The sequence below is a fragment of the Ruminococcus turbiniformis genome, assembly GCF_020687545.1.
GTDB lineage: Bacteria > Bacillota > Clostridia > Lachnospirales > Lachnospiraceae > Mediterraneibacter > Mediterraneibacter turbiniformis.
Map to the genome: position 1 here is coordinate 43,028 of NZ_JAJEQX010000017.1, position 15,061 is coordinate 58,088.

Annotated in this window: 12 protein-coding genes; 2 read left to right on the forward strand and 10 right to left on the reverse strand. The window is 49.9% G+C overall.

The window, feature by feature from the left end:
• Positions 1–42: 42 nt before the first annotated feature.
• The 9 genes from LKD70_RS10365 to eno form a co-directional block, all read right to left on the reverse strand.
• Positions 43–810 (reverse strand): transposase, encoded by a 768-nt coding sequence (locus LKD70_RS10365; RefSeq protein ID WP_227707957.1) that lies wholly within the window; start codon positions 808–810, stop codon positions 43–45.
• 130 nt (positions 811–940) lie between these two features.
• Positions 941–2,341 carry a glycine--tRNA ligase gene (locus tag LKD70_RS10370; RefSeq protein ID WP_227707958.1) on the reverse strand — a complete coding sequence of 467 codons (1,401 nt, stop codon included), beginning with the start codon at positions 2,339–2,341 and terminating at the stop codon, positions 941–943.
• A gap of 62 nt (positions 2,342–2,403) precedes the next feature.
• Positions 2,404–3,162, reverse strand: a complete 759-nt coding sequence (gene recO / locus LKD70_RS10375; RefSeq protein WP_227707959.1) for a DNA repair protein RecO — start codon at positions 3,160–3,162, stop codon at positions 2,404–2,406.
• Positions 3,104–3,337 (reverse strand): hypothetical protein, encoded by a 234-nt coding sequence (locus LKD70_RS10380; protein ID WP_227707960.1) that lies wholly within the window; start codon positions 3,335–3,337, stop codon positions 3,104–3,106. Before LKD70_RS10380 ends, recO begins: the two co-directional genes overlap by 59 nt.
• A 159-nt stretch (positions 3,338–3,496) precedes the next feature.
• Positions 3,497–4,393 carry a GTPase Era gene (gene era, locus LKD70_RS10385; protein WP_227707961.1) on the reverse strand — a complete coding sequence of 299 codons (897 nt, stop codon included), beginning with the start codon at positions 4,391–4,393 and terminating at the stop codon, positions 3,497–3,499.
• Positions 4,394–4,477: 84 nt separating this feature from the next.
• Positions 4,478–7,444 carry an insulinase family protein gene (locus LKD70_RS10390; RefSeq protein ID WP_227707962.1) on the reverse strand — a complete coding sequence of 989 codons (2,967 nt, stop codon included), beginning with the start codon at positions 7,442–7,444 and terminating at the stop codon, positions 4,478–4,480.
• 110 nt (positions 7,445–7,554) lie between these two features.
• The gene (locus tag LKD70_RS10395) at positions 7,555–9,249 is read right to left on the reverse strand and encodes a PH domain-containing protein (RefSeq protein ID WP_227707963.1); all 1,695 of its coding nucleotides are present in this window, start codon (positions 9,247–9,249) and stop codon (positions 7,555–7,557) included.
• Positions 9,185–9,736, reverse strand: a complete 552-nt coding sequence (locus LKD70_RS10400) for a PH domain-containing protein (protein ID WP_227707964.1) — start codon at positions 9,734–9,736, stop codon at positions 9,185–9,187. Before LKD70_RS10400 ends, LKD70_RS10395 begins: the two co-directional genes overlap by 65 nt.
• 123 nt (positions 9,737–9,859) lie before the next feature.
• Entirely contained in the window at positions 9,860–11,170 is a 1,311-nt protein-coding gene (gene eno / locus LKD70_RS10405) for a phosphopyruvate hydratase (RefSeq protein WP_227707965.1), read from the reverse strand.
• Between the two features lie 180 nt (positions 11,171–11,350).
• Here eno and LKD70_RS10410 point away from each other — a divergent pair, with 180 nt between their 5' ends.
• Entirely contained in the window at positions 11,351–12,193 is an 843-nt protein-coding gene (locus LKD70_RS10410; RefSeq protein WP_227707966.1) for a YitT family protein, read from the forward strand.
• 64 nt (positions 12,194–12,257) lie between these two features.
• On the forward strand, positions 12,258–14,528 hold the full coding sequence (locus tag LKD70_RS10415; protein ID WP_227707967.1) for a DNA topoisomerase III: 2,271 nt from the start codon (positions 12,258–12,260) through the stop codon (positions 14,526–14,528).
• Here LKD70_RS10415 and LKD70_RS10420 read toward each other — a convergent pair whose 3' ends face one another.
• On the reverse strand, positions 14,529–15,020 hold the full coding sequence (locus LKD70_RS10420) for a GNAT family N-acetyltransferase (protein ID WP_227707968.1): 492 nt from the start codon (positions 15,018–15,020) through the stop codon (positions 14,529–14,531). It abuts the gene before it with no gap.
• Positions 15,021–15,061 lie beyond the last annotated feature (41 nt).

Below are 15,061 nucleotides of genomic sequence, written 5' to 3' on the forward strand. Positions count from 1 at the left end.
CTGAATTTTGCCCTGTCCCTTTTCAATGTGTTTAATTTTCAACTATTTTCCAATTATACATCTTTTTACAAAGCGATACAATCTTACAGCTCTCGTTTTTGAAATTCTCAGATCATTTCGCAGTTTCTGCTGATAATCTTTTCGCAGGCTCTGTTGTTCTATAATTTCCTTCGGGCTGTCCAGGCCCTGCCTGTGAGCTTCCTGATTGATTAGAGCCAGAGCAAACTTCTGCTGCTGAATTTCCACTTCTTCTGGTATATCAATAAAAATTTGTCTGCTGCTTTTTTGATGAAAATCAAGATATTCTTCAAAATCCGAAAACTCTTTTTTATATACTCTAATCGCATCAGCATGTATTATCTGACTATTTTCTGTTTCATATTCTTTCAAACTGGAAAATCTGTATTTTAAAGGACTTTTTACTATATTTGCATTTACCGGATTCATATGAATGTATCTAACACAATTCCAAAAATATTGAGTATTTTCTATGCATTCACTCCTGAATCGATTTTGAAAAACATGGCCGTTACGATTATGTTTATAATTGTAATATTCTGCGAATTCTGCCAAGACTATGGCTAAATAACTTGATAAAACTTTTAGATCAGCATGAATCAGCAAATGAAAATGAGTAGACATGATCACATATGCATATAATTCTACTTCATACTTATCAAGATACTTTCGAAGGAGTCGTATAAGATTGTTTTTCTCACGAGTCTGGTTAAAAATACGCTCGTGATTTATTCCTCTCCCTATCACATGGTAAAAGTCCGTACAGCTTCTTTTCCGTGCGGTTCGCGGCATTTCATCACCTCTTTTGCGCCTTAGGGACAGGGCAAAATTCAATTTGGGACACACTAAAACTCATTTGGGGACACACTGGTTTTCAATTGGGGACGTAGCAGAATTCAATTTCACTACGTCCCCGAAAAAGTTACCACTCGAATTTCTTCTCGAAATATGCCTTCAGATCTTCGATCTTCACTCTCTCCTGCTCCATCGTATCACGGTCGCGGACTGTCACCGCACCGTCCTCTTCCGATTCAAAATCATATGTTACGCAGTAAGGCGTTCCGATCTCATCCTGTCTGCGGTAGCGTTTTCCGATATTTCCGCGGTCATCATACTCGCAGTTATAATATTTGCACAGCTCCGCATAAATCTTCTCCGCACCTTCGCCAAGCTTTTTGGAAAGCGGCAGCACTCCGATCTTAACCGGTGCCAGAGCCGGATGGAAATGAAGCACTGTACGCATATCCGGCTTCTCCTCTGTGCCGATGTTTTCCTCGTCATACGCACTGCACAGGAACGCGAGAACCATACGGTCCGCTCCCAGAGACGGCTCGATGACATACGGAATGTATTTTTCCTTTGTCTCATCGTCAAAATAAGTAAGATCCTGTCCTGATACATTCTGATGCTGTGTCAGGTCATAGTCGGTACGGTCTGCGATTCCCCACAGTTCTCCCCATCCGAACGGGAAGAGAAATTCCACGTCTGTGGTTGCCTTGCTGTAGAAGGAAAGTTCTTCCTTATCATGGTCGCGGTAGCGCACTTCGTCCTCTTTAAGTCCCAGGGAGGACAGCCAGTTCAGACAGAAGTTCTTCCAGTAGTCAAACCACTCAAGATCCGTGTCAGGCTTGCAGAAAAATTCAAGCTCCATCTGCTCAAATTCTCTTGTACGGAACGTAAAGTTGCCCGGAGTGATCTCATTTCGGAACGATTTTCCAATCTGAGCGATACCGAACGGAAGTTTCTTTCTCGATGTACGCTGTACATTCTTAAAGTTTACAAAAATACCCTGAGCAGTCTCCGGACGGAGGTAAACCGTATTCTTCGCATCCTCTGTCACGCCCTGGAATGTCTTGAACATCAGATTGAACTGACGGATATCCGTAAAATTGTGCTTGCCGCAGGTCGGACACGGGATCTGATGCTCCTCGATAAACTCCGTCATCTGCTCCTGGGACCATCCGTCCACACTGCCTTCAAGCTGGATTCCCTTTTCCTCACAGTAATCCTCAATCAGCTTATCTGCACGGAATCTCTCATGACATTCCTTACAGTCCATAAGCGGATCGCTGAAACCGCCGAGATGTCCGGAAGCCACCCATGTCTGCGGGTTCATCAGAATCGCACAGTCAACGCCCACGTTATAGGGATTTTCCTGTACAAATTTTTTCCACCATGCTTTTTTTACATTGTTTTTCAGTTCTACTCCGAGATTGCCGTAATCCCATGTGTTCGCCAGTCCGCCGTAAATCTCAGAGCCGGGATAGACAAATCCTCTGGATTTCGCCAGCGCAACAATTTTATCCATTGTCTTTTCAACCATGATATGTTCCTCACATTCTTTTTCTAAGTCGCTACCTATTATAACGGCTGCAGCCGCATTTTTCAAGGGATTCCGGGAAGTGTTTCCAGCGTCTCCAGTATTTCCAGAGACTTGAACTTCCGGTCTGTGTAGATCTCCATCAGCCGCCCCGTCACTTTTCCAAGTTCATTCAGTACGTTTTCCGTCACATTAAATGTATATAACTTTGCAATACTGCTGGATTCAATATATTGCATACTATACAAAGTCGAGTCATCCAGAACAATCCCGTCAATCACGTCGCGGCTGCATTCACTGCACACAAGCCCGCCTTTCGCCGCACTGAATACTTTCGGCCGCTCCGTATCCCCGCATACAATGCATTGAAACACCTGCGGTCCCTGTCCGTTAATCGTCAGCGTTTTCAGTTCAAATATGTAGCGGATGAGCAGATTCGGTATATGCGGATTCAGAAGCGCCCGCATTGTCTGGTAGAGCAGTTTGAGCATTTCCCTTTCATCGTTCGATTCCTTCGTATAGTAGTCGGCGACCTCAAGAAAATAGAAGCCGTAGTACGCTCCCACCATATCGGATCTGAGCTCTGCAAAATAATTCGATATATCCGCAGACTGTATCGTATATGACGACCTTCCCTCGTACATGGTAAACTCGCCGAATGAAAACGGGTTCACTGCGCCTACAAGAGGGCTGTTGGGCCGTCTGGCTCCGCGCGCAAACGCTGATATCTTTCCCTGTTCTTTTGTCAGTATAACCACACGCCGGTCAAACTCTCCCACCGGCATTGTGGACAGCACCATTCCCGTCAATACAATCTGATTCACTTTGTTCCTTTCTAAAGCCTCCGCTACCGGCCGCACTGCCGTGAACCTCTTCTCTCCCCGGCCTCTGAACTCCGCCGTCAGGTATGTTCTCATTTTCCCTGTTTTCCATTTTATAATTCAGATAGTCTGCGATGCTCCCTGTCATCATAAACTGATTCCAATACGTCTCTTTCATCGGCTCACCTCTTCTTCCGTGTCACAGCCTTTTCTTCCAGGCTGTACCATTAGGTTCCCCGATTCGGAAAACAGATATACCACGCAAAAAATACCAACGTATTTTTCCGCCGCCTGCCTTGACACCTGCCGCACCCACGCTGCAGACGTTTGCTCTGTGCTATTCCTCGTCCCGATATCCGAAATTTTTCATCAGATAATCACTGTCACGCCAGTTTTTCTGTACCTTGACCCAGAGTTTCAGATTCACTCTGCAGTCCAGAAGCCGCTCGATTTCATAGCGCGCCGTACTTCCGATTTTTTTCAGCATACTGCCCTGCTTTCCTATAATGATTCCCTTATGGGAATCTCTCTCGCAGATGATAGTCGCATCGATATGCATCACTTTCCGCTCCATCTTCATCCGGTCGATGGCTACCGCGATCCCATGCGGAATCTCCTCATCCAGACAGTGCAGCGCCTTCTCCCGGATCAGCTCCGCCACAATCTGGCGCTCCGGCTGATCCGTCACAGTGTCCTCATCATAAAACTGAGGACCATACGGAAGATATTTCAGAATCACCCTGACAAGCTCTTCCGTATTGTCTCCGCTTCGGGCCGATACGGGCACAATATCGGCGAAATCATATTCCTTCCTGTACATATCAATCACCGGAAGAAGTTCTTCTTTCTTCACCATGTCAATCTTGTTGATGACAAGAATAACCGGCGTCCTCACTTTTTTAAGCTGATCGATGATATGTTTCTCCCCCGCCCCGATAAACGTAGACGGCTCCACAAGCCAGAGCACTACATCCACCTCATTGAGCGAGCGCTCCGCAATATGAACCATATATTCCCCCAGCTTGTTCTTTGCCTTGTGGATTCCCGGCGTATCGACAAACACAATCTGGCCTTCCTCTGTTGTAAGAACCGTCTGTATACGGTTTCTTGTCGTCTGCGGCTTGTTGGAAGTGATCGCAATCTTCTGGCCGATCAGATGGTTCATCAGTGTTGATTTTCCGACATTTGGTCTGCCGATCAGAGTGGCAAATCCTGATTTAAAATCTTCTCTCATGTATACTCCTTTTGTGAACATTCTGTGAAAGGGGACGTACCCCTTTTGAAAAAGGGTACGTCCCCTTTCACACTTTTTTCACATTTAACTCAGTGTCTTTACTTCCATAAACATCTCTTTGTTCTCTTCAATCTTCTCTTCCCCGCCGATTACACAGAGCTGATCTGCATCCAGCACTGCCTGCAGCACGTCTGCCAGCGCCCGGATATCCTCCTGATCCGCAGTCAGGATCTGCTCTCTCTCTCTGCGGATCATCTCTTCTGAAACCCGGTTCATATACAGATTCATGGAACGGCTCCCCTTGGCAGACGGGTTCATCGGGCGGTCGATATTGCTGATCGTACCGATGACAAACTTGTTCATGTCGCGGTCGCTGACACTGAAATTCCTCAGATAGTCAACCACGCCCTCGTACACTTCCATCGTCTTCTTCAGATGAGGATCGCGGTACGAGATAAGGTATCCCTCGCCGATGCGGTTGAAGTTGCTCATGCAGCCGTACGCTCCGCCCTTGACGCGGATATTCTGCCACAGATAATCATAGCTCAAGATCACTTTCAGGATCTGAAGCGCTCCTGTATACTGCGCGCCGCCGTCGATAAAGTTGCCGACCCGGGCCACATACTGGACTTTGGAGGACGTCTTGAAGCCCTCATTCCGCTTTCTGCAGTGAATGATGCATCTCTCAGGCGCACCGGCGTCTGCTCCGTTTCCGCTGTCTCTGCCTTCGCTGCCGTCTCCGGTCTCATTGAGATGTCCGGCCACTGCGGAGAATGCCGCCTCTGCCGGAGCCAGCCCCTCCTCTGCGGAAGTGTAGCTCACCATCATATTGTCCGTGCGGAAGATCTTTGCCGCGATCTTTTTGAGATTCCGGATCAGCTCTTCCTTATGACCTTCAAAATCTTCTTCAATCGCCTTTACCACCTCGTAAAATCCGATTCCGTCCGTATCGTCCTTAAACTTGGAGATCGGGGAGGTATAGGACAGTGCTCTGAGCGCCGCTGTCGTATGTCCTGAGGAAAGGAAGGACATCTGGAGTCTGGACTTTAACATCGCCAGAATCTCTTTTAAGCGCTTCTCATCATCCAGTTTTGACTCCATAAGGATCTCACGCATCATGGCAAACATAACATTGAGCTTCGGGTAAAGCGCCTTTCCCTTTATCTCAAACGTAGCGCGGAACTCTTTTTCCTTTACTTTTGTCACATCTGTGTACAGTTCAAGGGAGGTGCCGATCCCGCCTGTGTGTACGTTGATCTCGTTAAAGAGCTCTCCGTACTCATAGTTTGTCGTATCGATGATTCCCAGGACACTCTGAAGGATTCCCACATAGGGCAGCTTCTCCTCCGGAATGCCTGAGAGATCAAACATAAGCGCTGCATAGCCAATGCCGTTCGTCTCCACATTGTGGTACACCATCTTCACGCCGGCCAGTTTCTTCTCCTCATTAAAGACCGGAGCGATATCTCTTGAGATGTCTTCCCGGCCAAGCACCGGTATCTTCTCCAGATCTTCCGGAGCGGATTCTTCTTCCTGGTATGCTTCCAGCTCTTTTGTCTGTGTTACAAGCTCCGCGATCTGCTCCGCTGACAGGCTGTCCTTATACGCCTTTAATTTCTCCGCCAGCGCCCGGTCCATCATGGCTGTCCGTCCGCGCTCCGGCCGGATAATCACAATAGAACCGTGCGTATTGTCCAGCAGATACTCCCGGATCAGATTCTCAAAATATCCGGTATCCACCTGACTTTTCAGGAACTCGAATGTGGGGATCGCCTCCATATGGATGAACGGCTTCTCATCGTCATAGAGCCAGCTGTCAAAGAGCTGCAGCCCGTACATCAGCCCCCGCGGATAATTTCCGAAATCCGCCTCGCGGAAACGGAATTCATGATAATTGATTCCCGCCCGCAGCGCCTTCTTATCCACTCCGCTGTCTGCGATCTTTTTCAGCGTATCCTCCACAACCTGTATAAACGCCTCTTTCTGCTCCATGTTCGCGTTTTTCGCGATCACGGAAAAGATCGGCTGATACACTCCGTTGTCATAGGAGCCCATAATGTCCTTTCCGATTCCCGCATCGAGAAGGGCCTTCTTAAGCGGTGCCCCCGGCGCGGACAGAAGCGCATAGTCCAGAATCTGGAAGGCCAGATACAGTTTCTCATCCAGAGATGTTCCGATGACTTTATTGTAGGAGAGGTACGTGTTGTCCTCCTCGCTCTCCTCGCTTGCGATGGAATACTCCTGCACAACCTCTTTCATCCTGTCAAACGGCTTCTGATACCGGATCTGCGAATCCACCCCGATCTGCTCAAAATCAGACAGGTAGTTCTCATCAAGCCAGCGCAGCTTTTCCTCCATGTCCATATCTCCGTACAGATAGATATAACTGTTGGAAGGATGATAGTATTTCCTGTGGAAATCAAGAAACGCCTCGTAGGAAAGCTCCGGGATCACTTCCGGGTCACCGCCCGACTCATTTGCATAGGAGGTATCCGGAAAAAGAGAATTTAAAATCACCCGGTCCAGCACTCCCTCCGGTGAGGAAAATGCCCCTTTCATCTCATTATACACGACACCGGAGAGCGTCAAATCTCCGTCCGGATCATCCAGATGATAGCTCCATCCCTCCTGCCGGAATGTCTTGTCATGCTCATAAATATTCGGATAAAATACTGCATCCATATACACATGCATCAGATTCTGAAAATCTTTGTCATTGCAGCTGGCCACAGGATAAACCGTCTTGTCCGGATATGTCATTGCATTTAAAAACGTGTTAAGCGATCCTTTCACCAGCTCCACAAAAGGATCCTTCACGGGGAAGTCCCTGGAACCGCAGAGCACTGAATGCTCCATGATGTGAGGCACCCCGGTACTGTCAGAAGGCGGAGTGCGGAATCCGATGGCAAACACTTTATTCTCGTCGTCATTTTCCATAAGCAGTACTCTTGCCCCGCTTTTTTTGTGACGAAGCAATGTTCCTTTCGACTGTACTCCGGAAAGCTCTTCCTCCTGCATAATTTGATAAGCTTTCAGATCATATATACTCATTGTCATCTCTCCTTGCAGTTCGTCTGAATTTCAGTCTGAATCAAAGTTTAACCCGGTCTTTAACCTGGTCAATATCGTCAATATATTAGTATATCACTAAATTTTCAACTTTAAAAGGTAAGCATTCCCCTTTTTACCGTCTCTTCCAGGTTCTCCTCACGCCCGGTCCTGAAATACGGCAGCCCGTGCGACGTGTTTGACGAAGAAGCCAGAAGGTGAATCTCTCCTTTCCGTATCCCCAGAGCCTTTGCCACAAAATTCTGGGAAAACTCGGCGTACTGGATGTCGCGGTGCCGGACGGCAAGATACTGCTTTCCGAAATATCCCCTGCAGATTTTCAAAAATCTCTCATCTGCGCCCACACGGTCCGTAAAATACTTAAGAATCATGCACAGAAGGGTAATTGCCGCTGCCGCTCCTGCCCCGAGCCATCCAAACAGCCGGTATTCCGCCGCCGCACTGCCAAACAGTGCCGCTGCCGCCGCCAGACAGATTACCCAGACAGCCGCAGGAATACTCCACGCCGCCCAAACGGATGAAGGAACGCGCTCGGACTCTGTATCAAACGCCGGAGAAAATTCGGGAAGAAGCAGACTGATCTGCTCGCGGAGTTTCTCTTCCGTACAGTAAAGCGCAAGGAAAGAATCCTTCTCCGCTGCTTCGTCCCCCATTCCTACATTGACAATCTCTGCCATATATCTGTGTCCGATCCGGGCGACAAAAGACTGTCTGATCTTTAACGCCTGAATCTTATCCACCGGAATCGTATACTCCACCCGTTTGAAAAATCCGTATTTGATATAAAGCCTGTTTCCGCTCCTCTTTGCGCGGAAATCAAAATACCGGATAAAATCTTTGATCGTATCCCAGAGGGCTGACATTACAATAATGGCCGCAAACATAACCCCGGCCGCAGCCCCGAGAAGAGACTGCATCAGATGCGGGCTTGACAGCGTCTGCACCGCTGTAACGACCGATTCCACCAGCACAAGAAGCAGGATCAGAACAGACACAATGCTGACAGAATAAAACCCGTGCCGGAGGATATCCCCAATGTCAGTCGTGACGTCATACCCGCTTTCCTCACTGTCCCGGGCTGCCTGAGGCGTCTCCCCGCCTTTCTCCCCTGCCGGCGCTGTGCCCCGAACAATGCTTTCTGCTTCGCCGGGGAAAGGAATCTCTGATCCTGCCGCCCGCATTCTCCCCATGATTTCCTGCTTAAACCACTGCGCGTCTGCCTTTTTCAGCACGATCTTCAAATCGGTACTGTCCGCCGTTGAGCGGCTGTTCGTATCGATTTTCACCTTGCATGTGCCGAGAAGAATCTCCAGCACATTCTGTTCCAGATTGATGTTGGAAATATTGCGGATGCCGATCGTGTTTTTCTTCTTGTTTACGCTGCCCTTTTCAAGAACAACCGCATTGTCTTCCAAATATATGTATGTTTTGGACCAGATAAACACCTGGCTTATTATCGTAATGACAAAGAAAGCCATCACTGCCAGCACGATAAGGGCCCCTCTGTCCGCAAGAAAGGACCAGTCCGCTTCCAGCAGCTCGTCCACATTTTCGGCAAGCTGGGTAACCGCCAGAATGACAAGCGCTATAATCACCGCCCCGGTCTGCTCCAGGATGACCGAGATATGATTTCGAAACCTTATCACCTTCTGATCGGCTTCTTTCCGTGCATCTTCTGTCCGGGCATTTTCTGTCTGACTGTTTCCCGTCTGATTCTTTCTGTTATGCCTGTCTCTTTCCATCTTCTGCTCCGATGCCTCCCTCTCTCTGTTCCTCCACAATTTCATTGATTCTTCTTCTGAGTGTGTCTGCAATCCTCTCTGCCTTCTCGTCCTCCAGAAATGAGATCGTCACATCGCCTCCGCCTGTTGTCACAATCACTTTCTCCACATGAAAAAGCTGGTCAAAAGGTCCTTTTTTCGTCTGAAGTTTATGTACTCTCTCAATCGGCACGATGCTCCGCTTCACAAACAGATACCCTTCCACAATGTCAATGCACTCCTCATTGATGCTGTATCTGTACCTGTGATACCGGAAATAGGGACTTATCAGGACCTCTGCGGCAAGCAGCACGATCAGGATAAGGGAGATCCATTTTCCCGCCGCAATGTCTTCCGGAAAAATCCAGAAATGATTGACTGCAGCGATAACAGCCAGAATAATAATTCCGGTTGTTATATCTGCTGCATACATGCATCTGAGCGCCCGTTTTGATAATTTTTCATACTGCATTTTCTCTGTCCCGTTTCCTGCTGCCTGACTGGTATTCTGCATATTTTCCTCCTGTATCCGCAGGATTCTGTCTGCACTTTCCGTAAACGGGATGAGCGGAGACAGAGTCCTGCATTTCATATGATATAAATGTACTGCCATCATACGGGATACCTGCTGCCTCTGTCAAGCTTTTGAGCTCCATCCGAGGCATTCCCCGATGCGCAGCAATCTGTTGTATTTTGCCATATGCTCTGCCCCGCATGGCGCCCCTGCTCTGATCTGATCCGCGCGGAAGGCCACCGCAATATCCGAGACAAGAGAATCTTCCGTCTCCCCATGCCCCTGTGATATCACCAGATCATACCCGGCTTCTTTCGCTTCCCGGATTATCTCAAATATCTCCGTAAGCGTCCGTGCCCGGCTGACCCTCACCGAGACTGCATTTGCAGCTCCGATGCGGATTCCTCTCCTTAACCGGTCAATGTCAAAGCCGAACAGTTCCGCTCCCACAATTCGCACCCGTTCTCCGAGCAGCTTCGTTATAACTTTCCACCCTTCCCAGTCTTCCGCACCAAGAGGGTCCTCGATGGAACAGATCGGAAATTCTGCCATAAGATCCTCATAGTATTCTGTCATTTCTCCAGCATTTCTTGTGACTGCAGATCCTTTTTCCCCGCCCTCGCCGCGGAAAATATATACCTTTCTCTCCGCATCATAGAGATCATCCGCCGCAGCGTTTACCGCGATCACAATATCCCGTCCGGGGCGCAGCCCGCACTGTTCCGCCGCCCGGCGCACTGCACGCAGCGATTCCTTTGTATCACCGAGATCCGATGTAAAACCGCCCGTTCCGCTTACTGATGCCGGAAGATTCCTCCTGCGTATTTCCCGTTCAAGGGCATGATAGACTTTCGCGCAGTCTGCCAGTCCCTCATAAAAAGGTCTCTTTCCCGTCGGAGCAACCATGATTTCCTTAAGATCCAGCCGGTTTGGCACCAATACGCCTCCGTCCAGTACATTGACCATCGGCACAGGCAGTCTGTCAGCCTGCACACCGCCCAGGCACCGGTACAGCGGAACCCGCAGAGAACAGGCAGCTGCGCGCGCCGCAGCTGCCGACACTGCCAGAGATACATTTCCGCCCGGTCTTTCCTCCTCCGAAATTCCGGAAGAACGAGTCAGCACCCGGTCGATCTCCTCCTGGTCAAACACATTTCTTCCGATCAGCTCCGCAGCTGTGATGCTGTTCATCGTCTCGGCGGCCTGTTCTGTCCTTCTTGTATCCCGGACAGACTCCCCTCCTGCCTCTGCATTCCCTCTTCCCGCAGTGTTCTCTCCTGCCTCTCTGTCCCCCTCTCCCGGTACCTCTGAAGGGACAGATGCTGTTCCCACCGTATCCTCTCCTGCCAGCACCTCTGCCTCCACTGTCGGATTCCCATGTGAGTCAAAAATTTCCCTGGCAAAAATATCCCGTATAAACAACTGTCTGTCCATCTTTTTTCCGCCTCCCCGCCAAACATAATTTCCACGCCCTGTTCTCCAGTTATGGTTCAGTATATTATTCCCGCTTTAAAAACGGTAATGCGTTGACTTTTCATATTCCAGAGATTACAATTCGTTTAGGTCTTTTGAGAAAAGATCTGCTTAATCTATTTTCTGTATTTGGAGGAACATATGAAAAGCAAATTTCAGTATTTTTTGACACTTACGTTCAGCGTACTTCTCATCGCTGTCGGAACATACTTCTTTAAATTTACAAACAATTTTACGTTCGGAGGCATCACCGGCCTTGCCGTTCTCGTTGCGAAAACCGGCCTGATTTCAGCCGGTGACTTCAACCTGATCACGAGTATGATCCTGCTTGTCATCGGGCTTTTCGTCCTCGGCAAAAAGTTTGCCGCAAAGACTGCCTACTGCAGTATTCTTCTCTCTTTTGTCCTCTCAGCGATGGAGCGGCTCTGGCCCATGAGCGGTCCGTTTACGGACCAGCCCATGCTGGAACTCTGCTTTGCCATTGTGCTGCCTGCGCTGGGCTCCGCGATTCTCTTCAACATCGGTGCTTCCAGCGGCGGCACAGATATTATTGCAATGATTTTAAAAAAATACTCCAGCTTCGACATCGGCCGCGCTCTGATGCTGTCAGATGTCCTGATCACCGGCGCCGGATTCTTTATTTTTGACATCGAAACCGGTCTGTACTCTCTGCTGGGACTTGCGATCCGTTCCTTCATGATCGACACGTTTATTGAGAGCTTTAACCTTTCCAAATATTTTAATGTTGTCTGTGACAGCCCCGAACCGATCTGCGACTTTATCGTCCACACACTCGGGCGCAGCGCCAGCGTATGCCACGCAAAAGGCGCTTATTCCGGCAGGGATAAATATATTATCTTCACTGCCCTCAACAGAGTACAGGCCGTACACCTGAGAAACTACATCAGGAAAAATGACCCGGAAGCGTTTATTCTGATCTCCAACACAAGCGAGATCATCGGCAAAGGCTTCCACAGTATCTGATTTCACAACAGATCTTTCACAATAAATCAGCTGAAATAAACCAGTCCGGAAGGAGAACAGACAAATGAAACATCTTGTCATTGCCGAAAAACCGTCCGTTGCCCGCGATATTGCCCGGGTTCTCGGATGCACAAAGAAAACAAACTCTTATATGGAAGGAAAAGACTACATCGTCACCTGGGCCCTTGGCCACCTTGTCACGCTGGCGGACCCGGAACAGTACGGAGAACAGTATAAGACATGGAGCATGGATACGCTTCCCATGATTCCAAAACATTGGAAACTGGAAGTCATCCGCCAGACGTCGCGCCAGTATCACTCCGTAAAAGAGCAGATTTTCCGAAAAGACGTGTCTGACATTATCATCGCCACCGACGCGGGAAGAGAGGGCGAGCTGGTCGCCAGATGGATTCTGGAAAAAGCCGGAAACGAAAAGCCATTAAAGCGGCTCTGGATCTCCTCCGTTACCGACCGGGCGATCCGGGAAGGCTTCGCACACCTGAAACCGGGAAAAGACTATGACAATCTGTACCACGCTGCCGTGGCGCGCGCTGAGTCGGACTGGGTTGTGGGAATCAACGCCACACGGGCCCTGACATGCAAATACAACGCCCAGCTCTCCTGCGGCCGGGTACAGACGCCCACCCTCGCCATGATCGCAGCAAGGGAGGAAGAAATCCGAAAATTCGTCCCGAAACCCTATTACGGACTGAAAGCTTCGGCGGGAGGCGTCTCTTTTGCCTGGACAGACGCATCCTCCGGCTCCGGACGCACCTTTGACCGCAGAAGAATTGAGAATATCCGCCGCTCTGCCGGAAAAGAACTCTGCGTCACCGAAGTGACAAAGAAGGCGAAAAAGAGTTTCTCTCCTGCCCTGTACGATCTGACTGCTCTTCAGAAAGACGCAAGCTCAAAATACGGCTTCTCCGCCAAAACGACGCTGAACCTGATGCAGCGCCTTTATGAAACCCACAAGGTGCTGACATATCCCCGCACGGACTCCCGCTATCTCACCGACGACATGGTGGGAACTCTGAAAGAGCGGCTGAACGCCTGTGCCGTCGGCCCCTGGCGCAAAACGGCTGCCAGACTTGCCATGCAGCCCATCCGCGCGGACAAATCTTTCGTCAACAATGCGAAAGTCTCCGACCACCACGCCATCATACCGACAGAGCAGTTCGTACGTCTGGAGGATATGAGCAGTGACGAGAGAAAGATCTACGAGATGGTTGTGCGCCGTTTTCTTGCTGTGCTCTCCCCGGCCTGCGAGTATGAAGAGACCTCTGCGACCGGAAAAATCGGAGATGAGATTTTCCGCGCAAAAGGAAATGTCATGCTGCACCCCGGCTGGCAGGAAGTATACGGAGAAGGCTGGCAGGATCTGGGCGGGGAAGAGGAGGATGACGACAGCGACTTCTCAGGGCCAGCCGCGGTTGCCGGGCTGGCTGCCGGCCCAGGACTGTCTGCCGGTTCTGGAACAGTTGCCGGTTCCGGAATGGCTGCACTTTCTCATCTGAAAAAAGGGGACCGTATTCCGGTCTCGGCCCTGACAGTCACAGAAGGAAAGACAAAGCCGCCTGCGTATTTCACGGAAGGAACCCTTGTCGCGGCTATGGAAAACCCGGTCCGGTATATGGAGCACCGGGACAGAACGCTGGAGCGCACCTTAGGCGAAACCGGAGGGCTCGGGACAGTGGCCACCCGCGCGGACATTATCGAAAAGCTGTTCAACAGTTTTCTCATGGAAAAGAAAGGCAGTGAAATCCACATCACATCCAAAGGAAAACAGCTTCTCTCCCTTGTTCCTGCGGATCTTAAAAGCCCCGAGCTCACCGCTCAGTGGGAGTTAAAACTCAAAGCCATCTCCCAGGGAAAAGCGTCGGACCGTAAGTTCATGGCAGACATCGAAGAATACACCCGCTCTCTCATCCGGGAGATCCGGGAAGCGGACGGAACCTTCCGCCACGACAACATGACCCGGCACAAATGCCCCCAGTGCGGCAAATTCATGCTGGAAGTAAACGGAAAACACGGAAAGATGCTCGTCTGCCAGGACCGGGAGTGCGGATACCGTGAGACCGTCTCCCGGCGAACAAACGCCCGCTGCCCTGTCTGCCACAAAAAGATGGAGCTGACCGGAAAAGGAGACAGCCAGAGGTTTGTCTGCTCCTGCGGATATAAAGAAAAACTCTCCGCGTTCAAAACGCGAAGAGAAAAGGAAGGGAAGGGCGCCAACAAAAAGGATGTAGCGGCCTACATGAGAAAGCAGGCGAAAGAGGCGGAGACGCCGATCAACAACGCCTTTGCCGAGGCGTTCAAAAATCTGAAGCTGTAATTACAGCAGATGATAATGTACGATAATATCCTCATAGTGCCCGTCTTTCATGAGAAAACCGCCCGGGATCGTTCCAAGCCGGACGAATCCAAGCTTCTCATAGAGCCGCAGCGCATACCGGTTTGCCGCGACCACTGCATTGAACTGAAGGATCTTAAATCCAAGCTTCTTTCCCTTTTCAAGGCAGTGCCTTACAAGGCTTTCTCCGATGCGCTGCCCTCTAAGATCTGCCCGTACCGCATAACTGGCATTGCAGATATGTCCGCAGCGCCCCACATTGTTCGGGTGTAGAATATACAGCCCCGCGATCTCGCCGCTCTGGGCATCGTACGCGATTCCGGTAAACGACTGTTCCCGGAAGAACCTGTCGCCTTCCTCCGGCGTCAGGATCTCCATCTGAGGGAATGCCACCCCTTCCTCCACAACCTGGTTCCAGACCGCGGATGCCGCCTGTGCATCCGCGCTGTCATATGCTCTGATTCTGATATCCATTGTAATTTCATCTCCTTGTTTTCTTCGTTTTCCGCCCGATA